This is a genomic window from Chryseobacterium aquifrigidense (genome assembly GCF_006716485.1).
In the GTDB taxonomy this organism is placed as follows: domain Bacteria; phylum Bacteroidota; class Bacteroidia; order Flavobacteriales; family Weeksellaceae; genus Chryseobacterium; species Chryseobacterium vietnamense.
Genome location: NZ_VFPD01000002.1, coordinates 55,550 through 73,294 on the forward strand (window position 1 = coordinate 55,550; position 17,745 = coordinate 73,294).

A 17,745-nucleotide genomic window follows, 5' to 3' on the forward strand; every position below is an offset into this window, starting at 1 on the left:
TTATCATGGCCAGAACAATCAATAAAAAAACATTAGTAACACTGAAGGCCGCTTTTGCAGCTTTTGGTGTTTATTTCTGCATGTACGGCTTCAGAAAACCTTTCACTGTAGCTTCTTTCGAAGGACTTTCCTATTTCGGAGTTGATTATAAGATTCTGATTATCATTGCACAGGCAGTAGGTTATTTTATTTCAAAATTCATCGGGATCAAATTTATTTCCGAACTGAAACCCCAGAAAAGACTTACTTATCTGTTTGTTTTTATTGCCATTGCAGAACTTGCGTTGTTAGGATTTGCAGCTGTTCCCGCTCCTTACAATATTATTTTTATGTTCATCAACGGAATTCCGCTGGGAATGATCTGGGGAATTGTTTTTTCCTACATCGAAGGGCGCAAAACGACAGAAATCATTGGCTTGTTTTTATGTTCAAGCTTTGTGGTTTCTTCAGGATTTACAAAATCTGCAGGGAAATTTTTAATGGATACATTCTCAATTTCGGAATTCTGGATGCCGTTTTCTGCCGGACTTATCTTTATTATTCCATTGATTCTTTTCGGACTGCTTCTTGAAAGAATTCCCCAACCTTCAGACGAAGATATTTTGCTTAAAAACAAAAGACAGCCATTGAATGGTGCAGAAAGAAAAGCATTGATCCAGCAGTTTTTTGTTCCGATTGTATGTATTATATTTCTGTATATCAGCTTAACGGCTTTAAGGGACTTCAGGGATAATTTCAACCGGGAAATCTGGGACGGGCTGCATTTTAGTTTCGACAGTTCTATTTTTACCTTAACGGAGATTCCGATTGCAGTGATGGTTCTTTTGATCTTAAGTTTTATGGTGAAAGTGAAAAATAACAAAAAAGCATTTGCTTACTATCATTATATTCTTTTCGCAGGAATTCTCACTGTAGGCCTTTCTACTTATCTTTTTCAGCAGGGTTCATTATCTCCGTTTTTATGGATGACGGTTTCCGGCTTCGGAATGTATATCTGCTATATTCCCTTTAACGGAATTTATTTTGACCGGATGATTGCTGCTTTTGAAATCAAAGGAAATGTAGGTTTTCTGATCTATATTGTAGATTCATTCGGGTATCTGGGAAGTGTTCTGATTCTTTTGTACAAAAACTTTGGCTCGGCCCGGACTTCATGGTTACATTTTTATATCAACTTAAATTATATCATCACCGTTACGGTTTTCATTCTTTCGGTGATAGCTTTTCTGGCTTTCAGGAACAAATCAAAGCCGAAATCAAACTTAAACTCTAATCAATTCATCAATTTCGATACGTCGAAAATTTTATAAATAACAATACAATGACAACAAAATTTGATTTACTCGTTGTAGGAGGTGGAATTTTAGGAACATTCCATGCTTATCATGCGCTGAAGAAAAATCTTAAAGTAGCTATACTGGAAAGAAATTCTGTTCCTCAAGGTGCTACCGTAAGGAATTTCGGACAGGTAGTACCTTCCGGAATGGATTTGAAATGGCAGAATTTCGGAAGAGAAAGCCTTGCCATCTATCATGAACTTCACACGCAGGCAGATCTTACCATCAGACAAAACGGATCAGTTTATATCGCTTCCAATGACGAAGAACTTCAGCTGATTGAAGAGCTGTATGAAATTAACAGAAACAATGATTATGAATCTGTTTTATTATCAAAAAGCGACTGTATCAAGAAATATGACGGTCTCCGTTCGGATTATTGCAAAGGAGGACTGTTCTTTCCGCAGGAACTTTCTGTAGATTCTGCAGATATGATTGTAAAGCTTCATAAGCTGCTTCAGGAAAAGATGGGATTGCAGATTTTCTATAATACCGCAGTTCTTGAAACCCATGAAGATGATCAGAAATGTACTGCTGTAGCAGCAGACGGAACGGCATTCAACGCTTCTAAGATCATTATCTGCGGCGGGCATGAGTTTAAAACTTTATATCCTAAAGTATTCAATGACAGTGATCTGGAAGTGAGTAAGCTTCAGATGCTTCAGACTAAACCACAGGGAATTTATTCTCTTCAGGGGAATATTCTTACAGGGCTTTCTGTGAGAAGATATGAATCATTCAGCGAATGTCCTTCTTTCCAGAAAATCAAGGCTTTAGAAAACCTAAATTCTTTTGAAAAGAAATACGGAGTTCATATTTTATTCAAACAAGCACTTGACGGTTCTGTCATCATCGGAGATTCTCATGAATATGCAGACGCTAAAAATGCGGATGATCTTGGATATGATCTTAATATGGAGATTGATGAATTCATGATCCATGAGGCTAAAAAAATCATTGATCTTCCCACATATGAAATCCAGAGAAGATGGTTTGGAATTTATTCCCAATGCAAAACCAAAGATATTTTCGAGCACAGCCCATCTGCGAATATTCATATTGTAACGGGTATCGGAGGAAAAGGAATGACGGGAAGCGGTGGCTTCTCCAAATTTAATATTGAAAAAATTTACGCATAAAATTTAAATGAAAAATATAGAATTATTAGTTCTGGATATGGCCGGAACAACGATTGATGAGGACAATGTAGTATACAAAACACTTACCAGCGCTGTGAATGATTACGGCTATGTTGTAAGCCTTGAAAAAGTATTATCCAGCTGTGCCGGAATGGAAAAACTGGAAGCTATTACAAGTCTTTTAAAAGAAATGAACGGAAATGAAGATGATGCTGCCGCTATTTTTGAAAATTTCTCAGATCAGCTTAAAGAATCTTATAAAAACCTTAACGTAAAACCCATCAACGGAACGGAAGATTTCCTGCTCAGCATGAAGTCTCAAAATAAAAAGATCGTTTTAAATACCGGATATACTTCTGAAATCGCTCATCAGCTTTTGAATAAACTCAACTGGAAGGAAAGTATTCATTTTGATGCTTTGATTACTGCGGACGATGTTTCGCAAAGCCGTCCAAGCCCTGAAATGATTCATCTTGCCATGAAGAAATTCAATATCACTGAAGCTCACAAAGTTTTAAAGGCAGGAGATTCTGTCATTGATGTTGAAGAGGGTAAAAATGCAGGCTGTGGATTAACAATAGCCGTTCTTTCAGGAGCTCAAAACAGAAAAGAACTTGAGAAGGCCTCTCCGGATTATATTCTGAATACGATTTCTGAGGCTGAGGGTATTCTTTAAATACCTCTTTTCAAAATACTTTTAGTACTTCTTGGCACAAATGTTTTCATGATAATTCATTGGAAATGTTTGTGTTTTTACCACCCCGTCAAATTTCCAATTTGACACCCCTCCGGAGGAGGGGAATGTAGTACGGATTATTAGGTATTTGTTATAACCGACATTTCCAGCAATCTTTTTTGATCTTCCATTCAAAAAGCCTGAAACTTAAAATAAACAGAATCACTTTCTTTTGTGACTTTTGTGGTCATTTTCTAAGTTTTCCCTACGAACTTTTTAATTATCAATTAATTAACTTTCAGTTTATAAATATTTACAAATAGTAAACTAATTTTACAATAGTTAAAAATAAATTACTATTTGTAAACTTTTATACTTTTAAAAAACTCTTTTTCCCTATGAAAACAAAACTATTCTCAATGGCTGTTGTAATGAGCTGCTTTCTTGGAGCTCAGACAAAAAAAGTACTTTTTATCGGAATTGACGGTTGTCGTGCAGACGTCATGATGTCTACGCCTACTCCAAACATTCAAAACCTTATCAGTCAGTCAATCTATTCTGTTGACGGTCTTTGTGCTGCCACTACCTGGAGCGGAAACGGCTGGAGTACTATGCTTACCGGAGTATGGCACACCAAACACAATGTTCAGGACAATAATTTCACCAGTCCGAACTATGTCAATTATCCTGATTTTATTACGAGAGCAGAGAATTACAACTCTAATTTAAGAACAATTTCTTTGGCTCACTGGTCACCCATCAACGATAAAATTATCCAAAACGCTGATGTGAAAACCAATCTTTCTACAGATCTTGCCGTAAAAAATGCAGCCGTTACAGCTTTGCAAAATGATAATCCGGATATTCTCTTTGTAGATTTTGACGATGTAGACCACGCAGGACATTCTTACGGATTCTCATCAGGTATTCCTCAATATGTCTCTTCTATTAAAACTACAGACACTTATGTAGGAGAGATTGTTGCCGCTATGAAAAGCAGACCTTCTTATAACAATGAAGATTGGTTGGTCGTTTTGACTACAGATCATGGAGCGGTAGACAGTTCTCATGGCGGCGGAAACCTTTCTGAAAGAAATATTTTTACGGTGTATTCCAATCCGGGATTTACTCCACAGCAGATCAGTAAAACGGTACTGGAATCCAATAAAACATTTAATCAGTTGAATTTTCCGGCAGGAACGTATGCAAAACCGACAAACCAGACTCCTTTTAATTTTGGAGCAAATCAGGATTTTACGATTGAATTTTGGGTAAAGCCCAATGCATCTTATTCCAGTGATCCGGTAATGATCAGCAATAAAAACTGGGCTAACGGGAAAAATAAAGGATTCGTTTTCTCAGGATATTCCGGGCAGACTTTCAAGATGAATATTGGTGACGGAACGAACAGAATTGATCTTGTTGGCGGAAAAGTAGAAACCAATAAATGGAAACATATTGCTGCGAGCTTTGACAGAGATGGCCTTGTAACTTTATATGAAGATGGTGTTCCGGTAACTTTTGCTAAAATGAATACCATTGGAAATATTGATTCCGGGCTTCCTTTAACTTTAAATCAGGATGGTACGAATGCTTATGGAATTAATCTCGCGGCTTCTTATAAAGATATAAGAATATGGAAGTCTGCTCTTCCAAATGATGTGATTGTGAATTGGGCTAATCAGGATATTACCTCTTCACATCCTTATTATTCTCAACTAATAGCCAATTGGAAATGTAACGGAACTTCAGGAAATACATTGACGGATTCAGGTCCAAATACTAATAATATGACTGTAACTGGTTCGCCAACGTATAATGCCAATACAGTGAACAATTTTAAGGTATATGATTACACCTCAACGACAAGAGAAACAGATCATTTCCCAACGGTATTGAACTGGCTTTGTATTCCGGTGCAGTCTTCGTGGGGAATTGACGGAGTGAACAGAATTCCGGTATGTTCCAAAGAAATATTATCAGCAAAAGAAACGAAAGTAATCGCTGAAGATTTTAAAATGTATCCCAATCCTGTTTCAACATTCATTGGAATCCAGTATCAATCTGAAGATAAGGAAATTAAAGCAGCAATCATTGACAGTAAAGGAGTGCATATTTCAACCTCAAATTTTCAGTCATCAAGAGGTTTTTATGATGAAAAAATTAATATCGGGAATCTTCCGGCTGGAGTATATTTCCTTACAATTACCGGAAGCAGAAATTCACTGACAAGGACTTTTATCAAGAAATAAAACAGTAAAACAATTAGATTTACATTTGATATTAGAACAAGGATATTCCTATCCGAGTTCTAATATTTTTTTGTTTATGTATTGAAAATCAACTCCATTCTGACATCTGCACGGTCGTACTCAGCATGACCGACAGGGGTATGGATAAAGCCTAATTTTTCATAAAGTTTTATGGCGGGAACCAGAATAGAGTTGGTGACTAAAAAGACTTTTTCTGCATTGAGTTCTCTTGCTTTTTCTACTAAAGTTTTTCCCAGCAGATAGCCTAATTTTTTCCCTTGCGCCTTAGGGCTTACCGCCATCTTTGAAAGCTCAAAAGTAAGAGGATGATCTTCCGTTTTTACTAATGCACAAGTTCCTACCGCTTCTCCATCCAGCAAAGCAAAGACAATGTGTCCTTCTTTATTTAAAATCTCCTCTTCCGGATGATCCAGCAGCTTATAATCACCTGCTTCCATTACAAAAAACGTTTTGATCCATTCTTCATTCAAAGCTTTGAAAGCTTCTTTATACTGAGGTTCATAGGATATAATTTTTACTTCATTTTTACTATCATTCATCGCTATATGGTTTATTAAATTCTGTTTTTGATCATTTTTCCAAGTTTCTCCAGGTCACTTTCCACTCTGTCTGTCCACTCCAATGCGTAATTCAGACGCATACAGTTCTGGTACTGATTATATTGTGAAAACATCCTTCCCGGAGCGAAATTAACTTTCTGACTGACCGCTTCATCATACAGGTCTTCTGTACAAATCCTCTTATCCAGTTCCAGCCAGAGCATAAATCCTCCTTTGGGTTCTGAGATTTTTGTGTTATCCGGAAAATACTCAATCACCGATTTTTGGATCTGAAGGTAGTTGGCGTACAATTTCTTTCTGAACATTCTCAAATGATGATCATATCTTCCGTGGGCAAGGAAATCTGCAATCACATCAGAAAACAAAGAAGGTCCGCTCACCGTCTGGACCAGTTTCTGACGGATAATTTTTTCTTTGAACTTTCCGGGAGCGACCCATCCAATCCTAAAACCGGGCGCCAGTGTTTTTGAAACTGAACCTACCCACATCACAATTCCAGCTTCATCATAAAATTTACATGGTTTCGGTCTTCCGGCTCCGAAATAGATGTTTCCATAGACATCGTCCTCCACCAAAGGAACATTATATTCCGTAAGCATCCTTACCAGCTCTTTCTTGTTTTCATCGGGCATCTGAAATCCCAGCGGATTATTATAATTCACCACAAAACAACATGCAGAAAGCTTCGGCAGCACCTTTTTTAACTCATCCAGATCTACTCCGGTAATCGGATGGGTAGGAATTTCCACAGCTTTCAGTCCTAATAACTGAATAGCCTGAAGAATTCCGAAGTATACAGGGCTTTCCACCGCTACTGAATCTCCCGGTTGCGTCACGGCCATTAAGCAATTGTAAACGGCATTCATCGCTCCGGAAGTAATCACAAGATCATCTTCTGTGATTTTCCCTTCCATGACCATTGACCATTTGGCAATTTCCCGGCGAAGGACTTCGCTTCCCTGTACAGGTTCATAGTTTGTTCCACTGTCGCTTTTCCTTTTGATCACATCAATCATACATTTCTTCATCTTGGCTACCGGAAGAAGACTTTTGCCCGGAATTCCCAATCCAAACTGTGTTATATCTGTTCCTGCAATCACTCCAAATACCTTATCAATAAGATCCTGTGGAGTGTTCTTCCCTTCTGAAACCTTCATTTGAGCCACGGAGGGCAGCGCAAGCTTTCGCTGGGAAGTCTGGCTTACATAATATCCATATTTGGGACGTGATTCTACCAGAGAACGGCTTTCCAGTTCCATATAGGCTTGTTTCACGGTATTCAGGCTTACATTGTATAATTTCTGGGCACTTCTCAGTGAAGGCAGCCTGTCTCCAAACTGCAGGGTTTCGCTTTTAATCTGCTCTGTGACAGAATTGGCTATTTTAAGGTACAGAACATCTTTAGACATAGAATCCGGGTTTTACGTAAATGTACAATTTTATCCTGTTTTTATTGAGGATTCAACCAGCTGATCATACTGTTGATACTACTTTTTAACTGTTCCGGATCCTTGAAATTGGGCGTATTATTATTTTTGCAATATCTTTCAGCCTGGGAAGAAAAGTTTCTTTTTTCTGCTTCTGTCAGTCTGCTTTTATCATAGATTTTAAACGATATATTTTCCTTTTCATCGATGATGAGACTGGCAAAAGCAATGACTTCCCTACCATTTTTAGCCAAAAGAAAAGGAAGTCCGAAATTCTGATCTGCTTTCTCCACATGCTGTGTTTCCAGAAAGATGTTTTTCAGCACCAACATGTCTGATACATAAGCCTCAGCATATTGAACCTGCTTCTGATGTTGAGTGATTGTTTCCATATTTTCTTCTTTAGCTAAACAAAATTATGGAGTATTTAATTTTGGATACAGATACAGAACTATAGAATATTATGGGTACAGATTTTTATCTAACCATTCGTCCTTCCCGCAGATTAAACAGATTATGCAGATTTTATCCTGAATAGTTTCTCATTCACACCATGAATAATAACATAGGAATAAAAAAACAGACTGCTCCTTCTGAAACAGCCTGTTTGCAACTATTTAAAGTTTCATGGTTATTGTTCTGCTTTTTTCAGAGCTTCTCTGATTCCTTCTAATCCGTCTCCAAATTGGGCAAGCAGTGCTACAATCTGGGACATTTTATCATTTTCACCCAATCCTTTCAGGGTTTTATTTTTGACAAAGGTTTTTTTGATTTCATTCCAGCGTTCAGTTTCTTCTTCTGAAAGAATTTCTATCAGCTCTTTCAGTTTCAGCATATTGGCTTCAGCTCCTGTTGTCAGCGTCTGAGATTCATTCTGATAGTGATTCAGGACAAGCTGGGTAACTTCATTATCTTTCAGAATAGGCTGTATCTGTGTGATCAGTTTATTCATATTACGGTAAGACCCCTGCAGTTTGAATGGGGGTTCATTTCTGTAATCGTCTGACATGGCTGCTGAGGCAATATATTCTTTGTTTACCTTCAGCACCATATTTCGCACCCTGATCGTATTTTTCAGTACTGCTCTGAAATCCGATATTTCACTGGAGCTGAAATTTCCTTTCAGGTTATCGGAAGGATTATCTGTTATCACACAATCATAGAGTTCATATAGGTTTTCCATTCCCGGATTCGTTAATCTGGTCAGGTATTCATTAGACATCAGCGCATTTTCAATAAGACTCAGGTCAAAGAGATCTGTTTTCGATCCTGATATTTCTCCCAGATTATAGGTATCTGAACGGTTGGCCAGCATGTCCGGAATTTTAAACTTTTCACCACTCTCCGTATAAGGGTTTCCTGCCATGACGAGGCAGAATCTTTTGGATCGGAGGTCATAAGTTTTACTTTCTCCGTTGTAGATCCCTTCAATCTTTCTCTGTCCGTCTGCAAGAGAGATGAATTTCTGTAAAAACTCTGGATTACAGTGCTGAATATCATCAAGATAAAGCATAACATTGTCTCCCATTTCCAGGGCAAGATTCAGTTTTTCAAGTTCTTGTCTGGCACCGGCATTTTTGGCTTCAGAAGGATCTGTTGATACGATATCATATCCTAATGACGGTCCGTTGATCTTCATAAAAACCAATCCCATCCGCTCTGCCATATACTCCATCAGGGTCGTTTTTCCATATCCTGGTGGAGATACGAGAAGGAGCATTCCCATTCTGTCTGTTCTCTTGTCAGATCCCGCTGTTCCCAGTTGCTTGGCAAGATTCGCTCCGATGAGAGGGAAATAGACATCATTGATCAGTTTGTTTCTCACAAATGAGCTTAATACCTGAGGCTTGAAAGTATCAAGCTTCAATGCTTTTTTCTTTTCATCCACCCAGTTGTATTTCAATTCCTGAAGACGTTTGTATTTAGGAACGGTAACCGTATTAAAATGACTAAGGCGGGATACAAACTCAAAGTAGTTAAGATGATATTCTGTCTCTTTTTCAAGGGACTTCAGCTCTTTTATGGCTACTTCATAAGCAATATGTCTGATATTTTTCGGATCAAACTTTTGAGTCATGATAAATGCTGCCACCTCCTGTACAATATCCTGGTTAGCCTCTGAATCAAAGGCCTTTACTGCGCTTTCCGCAATATAGTAACATGCCTGAGGGTATTGACACATCGCTTGTAACTGGCTTATAAACTCCAGGTCTTTGCCTTTTTCCTTCAGTTCTTTCAGGAACAATTCATACAATGCTGCTGCTTTTTCTGAAATCAGGAAGTTTTCTTTGTCTTCCTGTTTCAGGTAGGTGGCAGCATTGATACAATCCGTTTCTTTAAAAATACCATGGGCTGATGCAAAAGATTTCATTTCTTCTGAAAGTTCTCTGCTTAAATACTCAAATCCCTGCTTTACAGTGAATGATTCAGCAATAATAGCGGCTGCTTCAAACTGTTTGGTATAATACTCTTTTTTCTCACTTTCCAGGAAAAACCAGAAAAGCTGTGCTAATGATCTTTCCTCTGCTGTGAACCTCATCAGTCCCAGTTCATTGTGCATCTGCTGAAGTTTCAATACAATTGTCTCAGCATCTTTATCATGAATTCCTTTTACCAGTCCTTCTCCGAAATGCTCTGCTGTAAACTGCTGTACAGCCCTTTCGTTTTCAGTCTCTGGGGTTATTTCCCTGTGAGCGGAAAACACATTCCAGGCAAGATATTCAAATCTTTTTACCTTGTTATTTTCTGATACAAATTCCTGGTTCCATACTTCTTTGAATTCATCAGCTGTGAAGTTTAAAGATTCATAAAAGCTGGTTCCGGTAAGGTGATAGTAATATTGAGCATTTCTAAGCACCAAAGTAAGGTCCAGCTTCTGCTGATTGACTGCAAATTTATAATCTCCCAATGCAATAACGCTTTCCCCGTCTGCATAGATCTCTTTTTTATCTTTCAGTTTCCTTACTGCTTCCTGCTGCTGGGTTTTTAACAATGTCTGAATTTCTTCCGACTTTGCTGAATCTTCCAGTTCTGCAAGCTGTCTGGAGAGATCTCTCACTTTCTCCACCATCAGATCGGCGGCAAAATAGCCATTGATCTCATTTTCAGAGTTAAAAGATTCTGCTTTGGTCTGCACAGATTTCAGAATTCTCCGGGCAGCATCAAAAAGGTTCTGAGTCCTTTTATTTCTTGCTTCCGTAAGCTGTACCCTTTTATTCTGAAAATGTCCGTAAACTTCTTCTCTTTTATTTCCTATCTGCTGGATAAATTCTTCGAAATCAATAAATTTCGTTTCCATTTCTTCCAGTTGAATGGAAAGTTTCGTGAGATATTCATCACATTTTTCAGGGGTTTGTGAAAGTTCCAGAAAATTGATCACAGATTGGTCAAATAGTGTAATCTGCGCCTGGAAATCTGAAGCCAGTTCTTTCCCTGAAATTTCTCTTTTTCTTTTGCTGAGTTCCAGTCTTTCCTGATTCAGTCTGGCAAAAATCAGCGAGATATTTTCAATAATCTGGGTAGACTGGGATGTATCTTCAATTTTAAGATTATTAACGATATCCACCAATAGTTCCAGCTGGCCGGAAAGGGTATTGATATTTTCTTCAATTACTCTGGCATCAATTGCTTTCTGCAGGCCACTAATATCTTCGGAAATCTGCTGTGCTCTTTCTTCGTATGGCAATAATGCTCCTTCCTGAAGCAAAAATTCCACACAGGCATTTGACAGTTCCGTATAACGGTCTGCAAGGGATTTTTCTAATCTATCCAGCAAAGCTGTGTCTGCATATTTAAGCTCTCTTGCACCTGTCACTTCTCCTCTTAAAGCCCTGATCTGAGAAAGAGCATCAATATATTCTGTAAGCTGAGAATAATGTAGCCTTTTAGTATCATCCAGAATTTTATCACAGGACAACTTTATTTTTTCTAAAGTTTCCTCTGTATTCTTCCTTTGTTCTACTACTTTTTCATATTCATTGATGGCAGAATGGGCAATTGCCCTGATCTCCTTCAATGGCTGATCCAGCTTTTGAACTTCTTCTTCACCAAGGAAATAATAAGTATCCAGAATAAAAGTAGAGAGTTTTACGATATCATCATACAGGCCACTGTAAGAGTCTTTTTTGTTCAGAAGCGTAATCAGCTCCTGACTCTCTGCCATTACTCTTACAATATCTTTATTCCCTATTTTGTAAAGTAAGCTGTCTGCTTTTTCCAGATTGGGCAAAAGTTCCCTGGAAAAGGGAGTCTGCCAGATCTGGGCCAGGTGGTGTTTGGTTGTTTCGATACTTTCTCTCAGATAAATCAGCTTTCCATCATTGAGAAACGTAAATCCACTGCATCGGATGGGTGTTTCAATGGTTTGGGTGATGATATTATACGAGATCAGCTGATAATTGTTGGTCTTATCATCGTAGAAAACATATAAAAAATTTTCTCCGTTGGGCTCTGCAACAGTTTTCAGGTAGTAAAGCCTGTTCTGATCCTGAGAAATGACTTTTAATCCTCCTGTCTGAAGGGCATATCCGTTTGAAAATAATACGCCTTGATTTTCCGGAAGCAAAAGCCCTGAATATTTAAGGGCATCTGCTCTGGAAACAGTCTTTTCCTTATGATTATAAATAAAGTAACGTTCTGTTTCCTGATAAGGCTTTATTTTAAACAAAACAAGATTATCCAGATCACAGAAATGAATCTCGGCATCATCCAGATTCTGATCTTTGTGAATTACATCTTCGGAGTAGATTCCTTTTCCGGTATCTGTATTGTCTTCTACTTTGATGGTAATATCTCCACCGATGCTTTCTACAAAAACTTTATCTGCTAAAGAAATATGAGGATGTTTTCCCGACCGCTGCATATCTCTCGTTGCTTTTGTCCATATAAAGCCATGCTGCTGAGGATATGAAGTCTCGGAAGCACTTCTTGAGTCTACATAAACCAGTTGATTCTCTTTGATCAGCCATTTAAAGGCTTTGATATCTGTAGTACTTTCTGACAGCTGGAAGACCATATAAAGATAGTTTTCCGTGAAGGTAAATCTGGCAAAGAAAGTATTTCTGTAATATTTGTAAAGGTTTTTAAACTCATCAATGAAAACCTCATCATTGATCAGGGTGTGATCCTGAGGCTCAAACCGTTCATTATTAATTTTATATATTGAAAAAACGTCCGAAATATTGATTTCCGTCTGAAGTCCCAGATGTGCATTAGACCCAAATATCAGGAGATCACCCAATGAATAGATATCTTTGGCAATACAGCTGTGATCCGTTGAAATTCTTTCATTGGCAACGAGTGAAAAATCCACTCCCCCAAATATATTTTTACGGCTTTCATTAAGCTGCTGAAGTCTCTGAACCAGATCATTCTTCTGCTCATTTAAACGGTTCTGAATAATTTCGTAAGTTCCGGAATTAAGTTGTTCTGACATCGTTTTTGTTTAGGTTGTCATGACTGCTGAATTACAGCAGTTCTTTGTATAACTTGTGGTACTTTGAAAATTTTTTTGATATAGACCTTATAGGTTTTGAAAACCTATAAGGTTTGAGGTTTAGAATCTCTTATAGTATCTAAAGCACTCTTGCATTACATATGGTTATTGTTCACAGGTTTGTGTTCCACTCCCAGATGTTTTGCCATGTCCATCGCTCTTTCCAGAATTCCTTTTTCCTGTTGATTGGCAACGCCATTCAGTTTAAAGATCAAAGAAGCAATACTCATATTTTTGATGTCATCAGAGGAGATTTTGTATTTATCTACCATTCCCATCACTTTTCCAATGATGTTTTCCCCATCGCCCAGAAGATTTTCTTTTACAATCTGTGCATTTTCGCTGTGGCTGATGAATTTGTCCAGTCCTTTTCCTGCCGAAACCTGTCTGATAACGTTGTCAAAGAAAGTATTATCTCCTCCTACGATATCAATTTTTGCAGATTTGAAGGCTTCTGCCAATACCATAGACTGAGCTTCTGCGATATCTTTCTGAATAGCGATCTGAGCCAGTTCCACATCTTTTTCTTTGGCTAGCTGAAGACGGAATTCTTCGTGGTCTTTTCCGGCATCGTTCAGTTTCTTCATGGCTTCTGCCTTCTCTGTAATTCCTGCTGCTTCTGCCAGTGCTTTTTCTTTGATTACTTCTGCCTGAGCGATTCCTTCTTTTTTGTTGGCATCTGCTTTTTTCTCAATCACTGTAGCTTCTGCGACTCCTTGTCTTTCTGCCGCGTCTGCTTTTGCATGCATCACCTGAGCTTCTGATAGTCCTACAGTTGCTTCTTCTTTTGCTTTGGCATCTGCAATAATCTTGCGTGCTTCAGCTTCTTTTTCAGCAGCATCTCTTTTTGCCTGTGCTTCAATGACATATTTCTGAGCATCTTTTTCTGCGGCCAATCTGCGGGATTCTGCGGCTCTTGTTTCTTCGATCAGTTTTTTCTCTGCCTCCTGAGTGGCTACGGTAATTTCTACCTGTTTGTTCCTTTCTGCCGTTTTAAAGGCTTCCAGGTCCTTGATTCCCTGTTGTTCTTCCACCACGGTTTTCTCCATGGTCAAACGCTCGCGGATCGCATCCTGAATACTTTTCTTCTCCAGTTCTATTGCTTTCTCTTTTTCAATCTGAGCAAGAGAGACAATTCTTTCTCTTTCTGTAGCTTCAAGTGCTTTATCTTTTAATACTCTTTCTGTTTCCACCAGATCAGCACGTTCTTTATTTTTAGCAGCAATTACGACCTGACGCAGTTTATTTTCTTCTGCAATCTGAAGTTTTTCTTCTGTAGCAATACGCACTGTTTCATATCTCAGACGTTCTTCTTCTTCTACTTTCAGAATTTCTGCATTTTCACGGGCTTTGATATTGGCTACTTCTCTTTTTTGAGATTCTTCTTTTTCTGCCAGCTGCTTTTCAAGCTCCAGAATGGCTTCCCTGGCTTCTACATTTTGTTTGGTAATGGTTTTTTCTTCATCACGGCGAACCTGATTGGCTTTAATATTTTGGGTAGCTGTAAGTTCGGTAATTTTCTTAATTCCTTCTGAATCAAGGATATTGTCTTTATCCAGTTTATCAATAGAAGTCTGCTCAAGGTAGTCTATAGCACAGTCATCCAGCACATATCCGTTAAGATCTGTTCCGATGATATCAAGGATTTCCTGACGGAACTCGCTTCTTGCTTCATATAATTCTGTAAAATCAAATTTCTTTCCTACCGTTTTTAGAGCTTCTGAAAATTTAGCTTCAAACAATTCTCTTAATGTCTGGGCATCTGAAGCACGCTGACAACCAATCGTTTGCCCTACATTCACAATATCATCTACTGATTTGTTGACACGGATAAAAAATGCCACCTGAATATCTGCTCTCATATTGTCTTTGCAGATTAATCCTGCTCTTCCCTCTCTTGAAATCTCCAGTTTTTTTACGGAGATATCCATAGATTCCATACGGTGGATAATAGGAATGACAATACCGGCATTAAAGAAGACTTTTGTACCTCCATAACCAGTTCTTAAAATAACGATTCCCTGAACAGTTTTTTTATACATCGATAAAATCCAGAAAATCAATCCGATTGTTGCTACGACGGCAACAATAATTCCAGCAATTAAAGGTAAGTTCATAGTTTTATAAGTTTATAGTTTATATAGATGTGTTTTTTTGTTTTTTTTATAAGAACCGGAAGATGATATCCAGGATATAATTCAGCAAGATCAAAAAGACAGTTAGCATGGTTATTGGTTTTTTATTTTAATATCTCATTGAGCGTTGTACGTAGTAAATCCTTTTTTCCGGCTCTTCATCTACAATCATGACACGCGCTCCGTGTTCAAGCTTACCTCCGTCTTTACTTCTCACCATCAGCGTCATAGGATCGCTTCCGATAAAGAGTTCCATCATTCCTATTTTATCATCCTGAATACTGGATTTTAAGCGTCCTTCTCTTCCTAAAAAGGCATATGACAGCTCACCTTTGTGATTAATTTCTTTAAAAAAGGGATTCAGGGGTTTTAAAATTATTTTTGTTAACAGCATTCCTCCAATCATTAATGGAAAGAGAATCAGTACTCCTGCCCAGGTAGGAAGGGGAATAAAATAATTCAGATAAAATGAGCCCAGCCATGTAATCAGCAATGATAGTGTAAGAAAATACGTCACCGGAACGATATCCAGATTCAGAAATTTCAGGAAATGCATCCATGCTGAAGGATCATGATCAGGTGCGTGAAGATGACCATCCGGAACGTCTATATCAGCATCGGTATCCAGATCGGAATGAATCCCGACATCGATATCCAGCCCGGTAAGAATGGTGAATAACCAGTAGACCACCGAAAGCGCCAGAAGGACTGACAGCACCGTATTTACCGGAGAAAATGCTACATTTAAAAATTCCTGAAAGGTCATATATTAGCCTTTTTTAAGTGTTTCTTTTAATCTGTTTAAAGCCTCTTCAGCTTTTGTATCGCTATTGTTGACGATGGCATCAATCTCTTCATCATTACTTTTTCCTGATTTTGAAAGATCAGAATAAGCTTCTGCAAGGGCTTCCTGCTGTACAACACGATCTTTCAGCTTTTCCAGCATACTAACTGTACTTCCGGTATCCATCTGGGTCATCTTCTGATTGATATCTTTGGTGGCTTCACTTACCTGAACTCTTGCCTTCAGGGTTTTCAGTTCATTTTCCCACTTGGCAATACTTGATTTCAGATGATTGATATTTCCCTGCATTTTTTCACATTCATCATACAGCTTTTCGTGTTCTTTCTGAAGGTCTTTTGCATTTTCCAGTGAAGATGTCTGTCTTTTCAGGGCTTCTTTAGCAAGACGGTCTGCTTCTGCAGCTTCCACTTCACCATTTTCTGCTTTCTGAACAATCACTATGGCTTTGTTATAATAATCATTGGCAGTCTGCTGCTCTGTTTCTGCTTCATTCTTTTTGCGTATGGCAAGCGCTTTCAACTGGGCAAGTGCTTCTATACTTTTCGCCAGCTGTTCTTTCATTTCACGGATTCCCTGCTCCGTTAGGTTAATTGGGTCTTCAAAGCTATCAATCACAGAATGGATCTCTGCTTTTCCTATTGTTAACAATCTTTTAAAAATGTTCATTTTAAATATCTTTTGTGAATTACTTACTCATTTCAAGCATTTCTGTTGTAAATTCCCCCACAAGGATTCCTAAAGAATTGATGGAAGCCATCACTTCGTTTTGTGCCATATTATCGGTTGGTAATGTATCTCTGAAAATCACTCTTCTACCTGTTCCGTCCAGTACAAATGCTCCGTGAACAATGTCTCTGTTTTTCTGAAGGAGTCTCAGGAATATTTTCTCGGATGGGTTTTTGATTTCAAAAAGAAACTGTTCCATAATCAGAATAGAGTCTGATATTATAAGGATCATGTTTTTTATCCCGTTGGATTCTTTTTCAATGATTAAGATTCTCTGAGCTTCATCTTCCAACGTGATGTTAAACTCATAATCTAACAACCACTCTTTGACCGTTCTGAATATTTGATTTCTCATGATGGCTGGTTTAGTGTTTTATTTTTCGTCCACACAAATATAAAATAAAAATCTCAAAATGCAAATATTATTAGCAATTATTTATTTCAGATTCTCTATCTTTGCAAAAAAGATTAGACAAGATGAGCTTCTTTGGAACTAATATTAAAAAAATAAGACAGGTTAAAGGACTGAGCCAAAAGGCTTTTGCCGATTTATTTGATTTAAACAGAGGAGTAATAAGCTCTTACGAAGAAGGGCGTGCTGAGCCTAAAATAGAAACTATATTAAAGGTCGCTAATCATTTTAATCTTAATCTTGATAAATTACTCACCGAAACCTTACAGGTAAACCAGTTAGTAAGTGTTTCAGACATTGATCAGCTGATGCTTTTCCCGGAATTAGCCATTCAAAATAGTAAAGAAGCACAGCTCAACACAGAAAAAATCAGTCTCAACGAATCTGTTTTGCAAAAAATATTAGCATCCGTTGATCTGGTTTATGAATTTACCGCCGAAAAAGCTTTGCTTGCCCAGTATCAATATGGTGATATTTTATTTCTTAATAAAGCGGATCTGAAAACAGAATCCAGCAACAGTCTTCTTATTTATCAAGACGAAACCCTTTCATATCTAACTGATAACAAAGAAACAAACAAACAAAACTCTGATTATTATAAAATTGTTGGATACGTTTCTATGCGTGAGAAAAATATTTTTGCCAGCATTTTCGAAAGACTGGAAAATCTTGAAAAGAAAGCCGGGAGCAAAATAAAATAAAGAGGTGCATGGCCGCATTATTACAATAAAAAATCAAAATTATTCCTTTTTCTTTTCATT

The 17,745-nt window shown here is 37.9% G+C and carries 13 protein-coding genes; 5 read left to right on the forward strand and 8 right to left on the reverse strand.

What is annotated here, in order from left to right; genetic code table 11:
* The first annotated feature begins 5 nt into the window (after positions 1 to 5).
* From FB551_RS15340 to FB551_RS15355, 4 genes are all read left to right on the forward strand, one after another.
* Positions 6 to 1,310 carry a DUF5690 family protein gene (locus tag FB551_RS15340; RefSeq protein WP_142018146.1) on the forward strand — a complete coding sequence of 435 codons (1,305 nt, stop codon included), beginning with the start codon at positions 6 to 8 and terminating at the stop codon, positions 1,308 to 1,310.
* Positions 1,311 to 1,321: 11 nt separating this feature from the next.
* Positions 1,322 to 2,476 (forward strand): TIGR03364 family FAD-dependent oxidoreductase, encoded by a 1,155-nt coding sequence (locus FB551_RS15345; RefSeq protein WP_142018147.1) that lies wholly within the window; start codon positions 1,322 to 1,324, stop codon positions 2,474 to 2,476.
* Between the two features lie 7 nt (positions 2,477 to 2,483).
* Positions 2,484 to 3,152 (forward strand): HAD-IA family hydrolase, encoded by a 669-nt coding sequence (locus tag FB551_RS15350; protein ID WP_142018148.1) that lies wholly within the window; start codon positions 2,484 to 2,486, stop codon positions 3,150 to 3,152.
* 398 nt (positions 3,153 to 3,550) lie between these two features.
* Positions 3,551 to 5,404 (forward strand): alkaline phosphatase family protein, encoded by a 1,854-nt coding sequence (locus FB551_RS15355; RefSeq protein WP_142018149.1) that lies wholly within the window; start codon positions 3,551 to 3,553, stop codon positions 5,402 to 5,404.
* 74 nt (positions 5,405 to 5,478) lie between these two features.
* On the opposite strand, the gene FB551_RS15360 is transcribed toward FB551_RS15355, so the two are convergent.
* The 8 genes from FB551_RS15360 to FB551_RS15395 form a co-directional block, all read right to left on the reverse strand.
* Positions 5,479 to 5,964, reverse strand: a complete 486-nt coding sequence (locus tag FB551_RS15360; RefSeq protein ID WP_142018150.1) for a GNAT family N-acetyltransferase — start codon at positions 5,962 to 5,964, stop codon at positions 5,479 to 5,481.
* Positions 5,965 to 5,978: 14 nt separating this feature from the next.
* On the reverse strand, positions 5,979 to 7,394 hold the full coding sequence (locus tag FB551_RS15365; RefSeq protein WP_142018151.1) for an aminotransferase-like domain-containing protein: 1,416 nt from the start codon (positions 7,392 to 7,394) through the stop codon (positions 5,979 to 5,981).
* A gap of 41 nt (positions 7,395 to 7,435) precedes the next feature.
* Positions 7,436 to 7,804, reverse strand: coding sequence for a hypothetical protein (locus tag FB551_RS15370; RefSeq protein ID WP_142018152.1), 369 nt, complete (start codon positions 7,802 to 7,804; stop codon positions 7,436 to 7,438).
* Positions 7,805 to 8,043: 239 nt separating this feature from the next.
* Positions 8,044 to 12,846: a DNA repair ATPase gene (locus FB551_RS15375; protein ID WP_142018153.1), complete on the reverse strand. Its 4,803-nt coding sequence runs from the start codon at positions 12,844 to 12,846 to the stop codon at positions 8,044 to 8,046.
* 155 nt (positions 12,847 to 13,001) lie between these two features.
* Positions 13,002 to 15,023: a flotillin family protein gene (locus FB551_RS15380; protein WP_142018154.1), complete on the reverse strand. Its 2,022-nt coding sequence runs from the start codon at positions 15,021 to 15,023 to the stop codon at positions 13,002 to 13,004.
* Between the two features lie 127 nt (positions 15,024 to 15,150).
* The gene (locus tag FB551_RS15385; RefSeq protein WP_142018155.1) at positions 15,151 to 15,807 is read right to left on the reverse strand and encodes a hypothetical protein; all 657 of its coding nucleotides are present in this window, start codon (positions 15,805 to 15,807) and stop codon (positions 15,151 to 15,153) included.
* A 3-nt stretch (positions 15,808 to 15,810) separates the two neighbouring features.
* A complete protein-coding gene (locus tag FB551_RS15390) occupies positions 15,811 to 16,512 on the reverse strand; it encodes a PspA/IM30 family protein (RefSeq protein ID WP_142018156.1) in 702 nt (233 codons plus the stop codon).
* 19 nt (positions 16,513 to 16,531) lie between these two features.
* Positions 16,532 to 16,927 carry a type III secretion system chaperone family protein gene (locus tag FB551_RS15395; RefSeq protein WP_002981943.1) on the reverse strand — a complete coding sequence of 132 codons (396 nt, stop codon included), beginning with the start codon at positions 16,925 to 16,927 and terminating at the stop codon, positions 16,532 to 16,534.
* A 122-nt stretch (positions 16,928 to 17,049) separates the two neighbouring features.
* Here FB551_RS15395 and FB551_RS15400 point away from each other — a divergent pair, with 122 nt between their 5' ends.
* Positions 17,050 to 17,685 (forward strand): helix-turn-helix domain-containing protein, encoded by a 636-nt coding sequence (locus FB551_RS15400; RefSeq protein ID WP_052186711.1) that lies wholly within the window; start codon positions 17,050 to 17,052, stop codon positions 17,683 to 17,685.
* Positions 17,686 to 17,745: the final 60 nt, after the last annotated feature.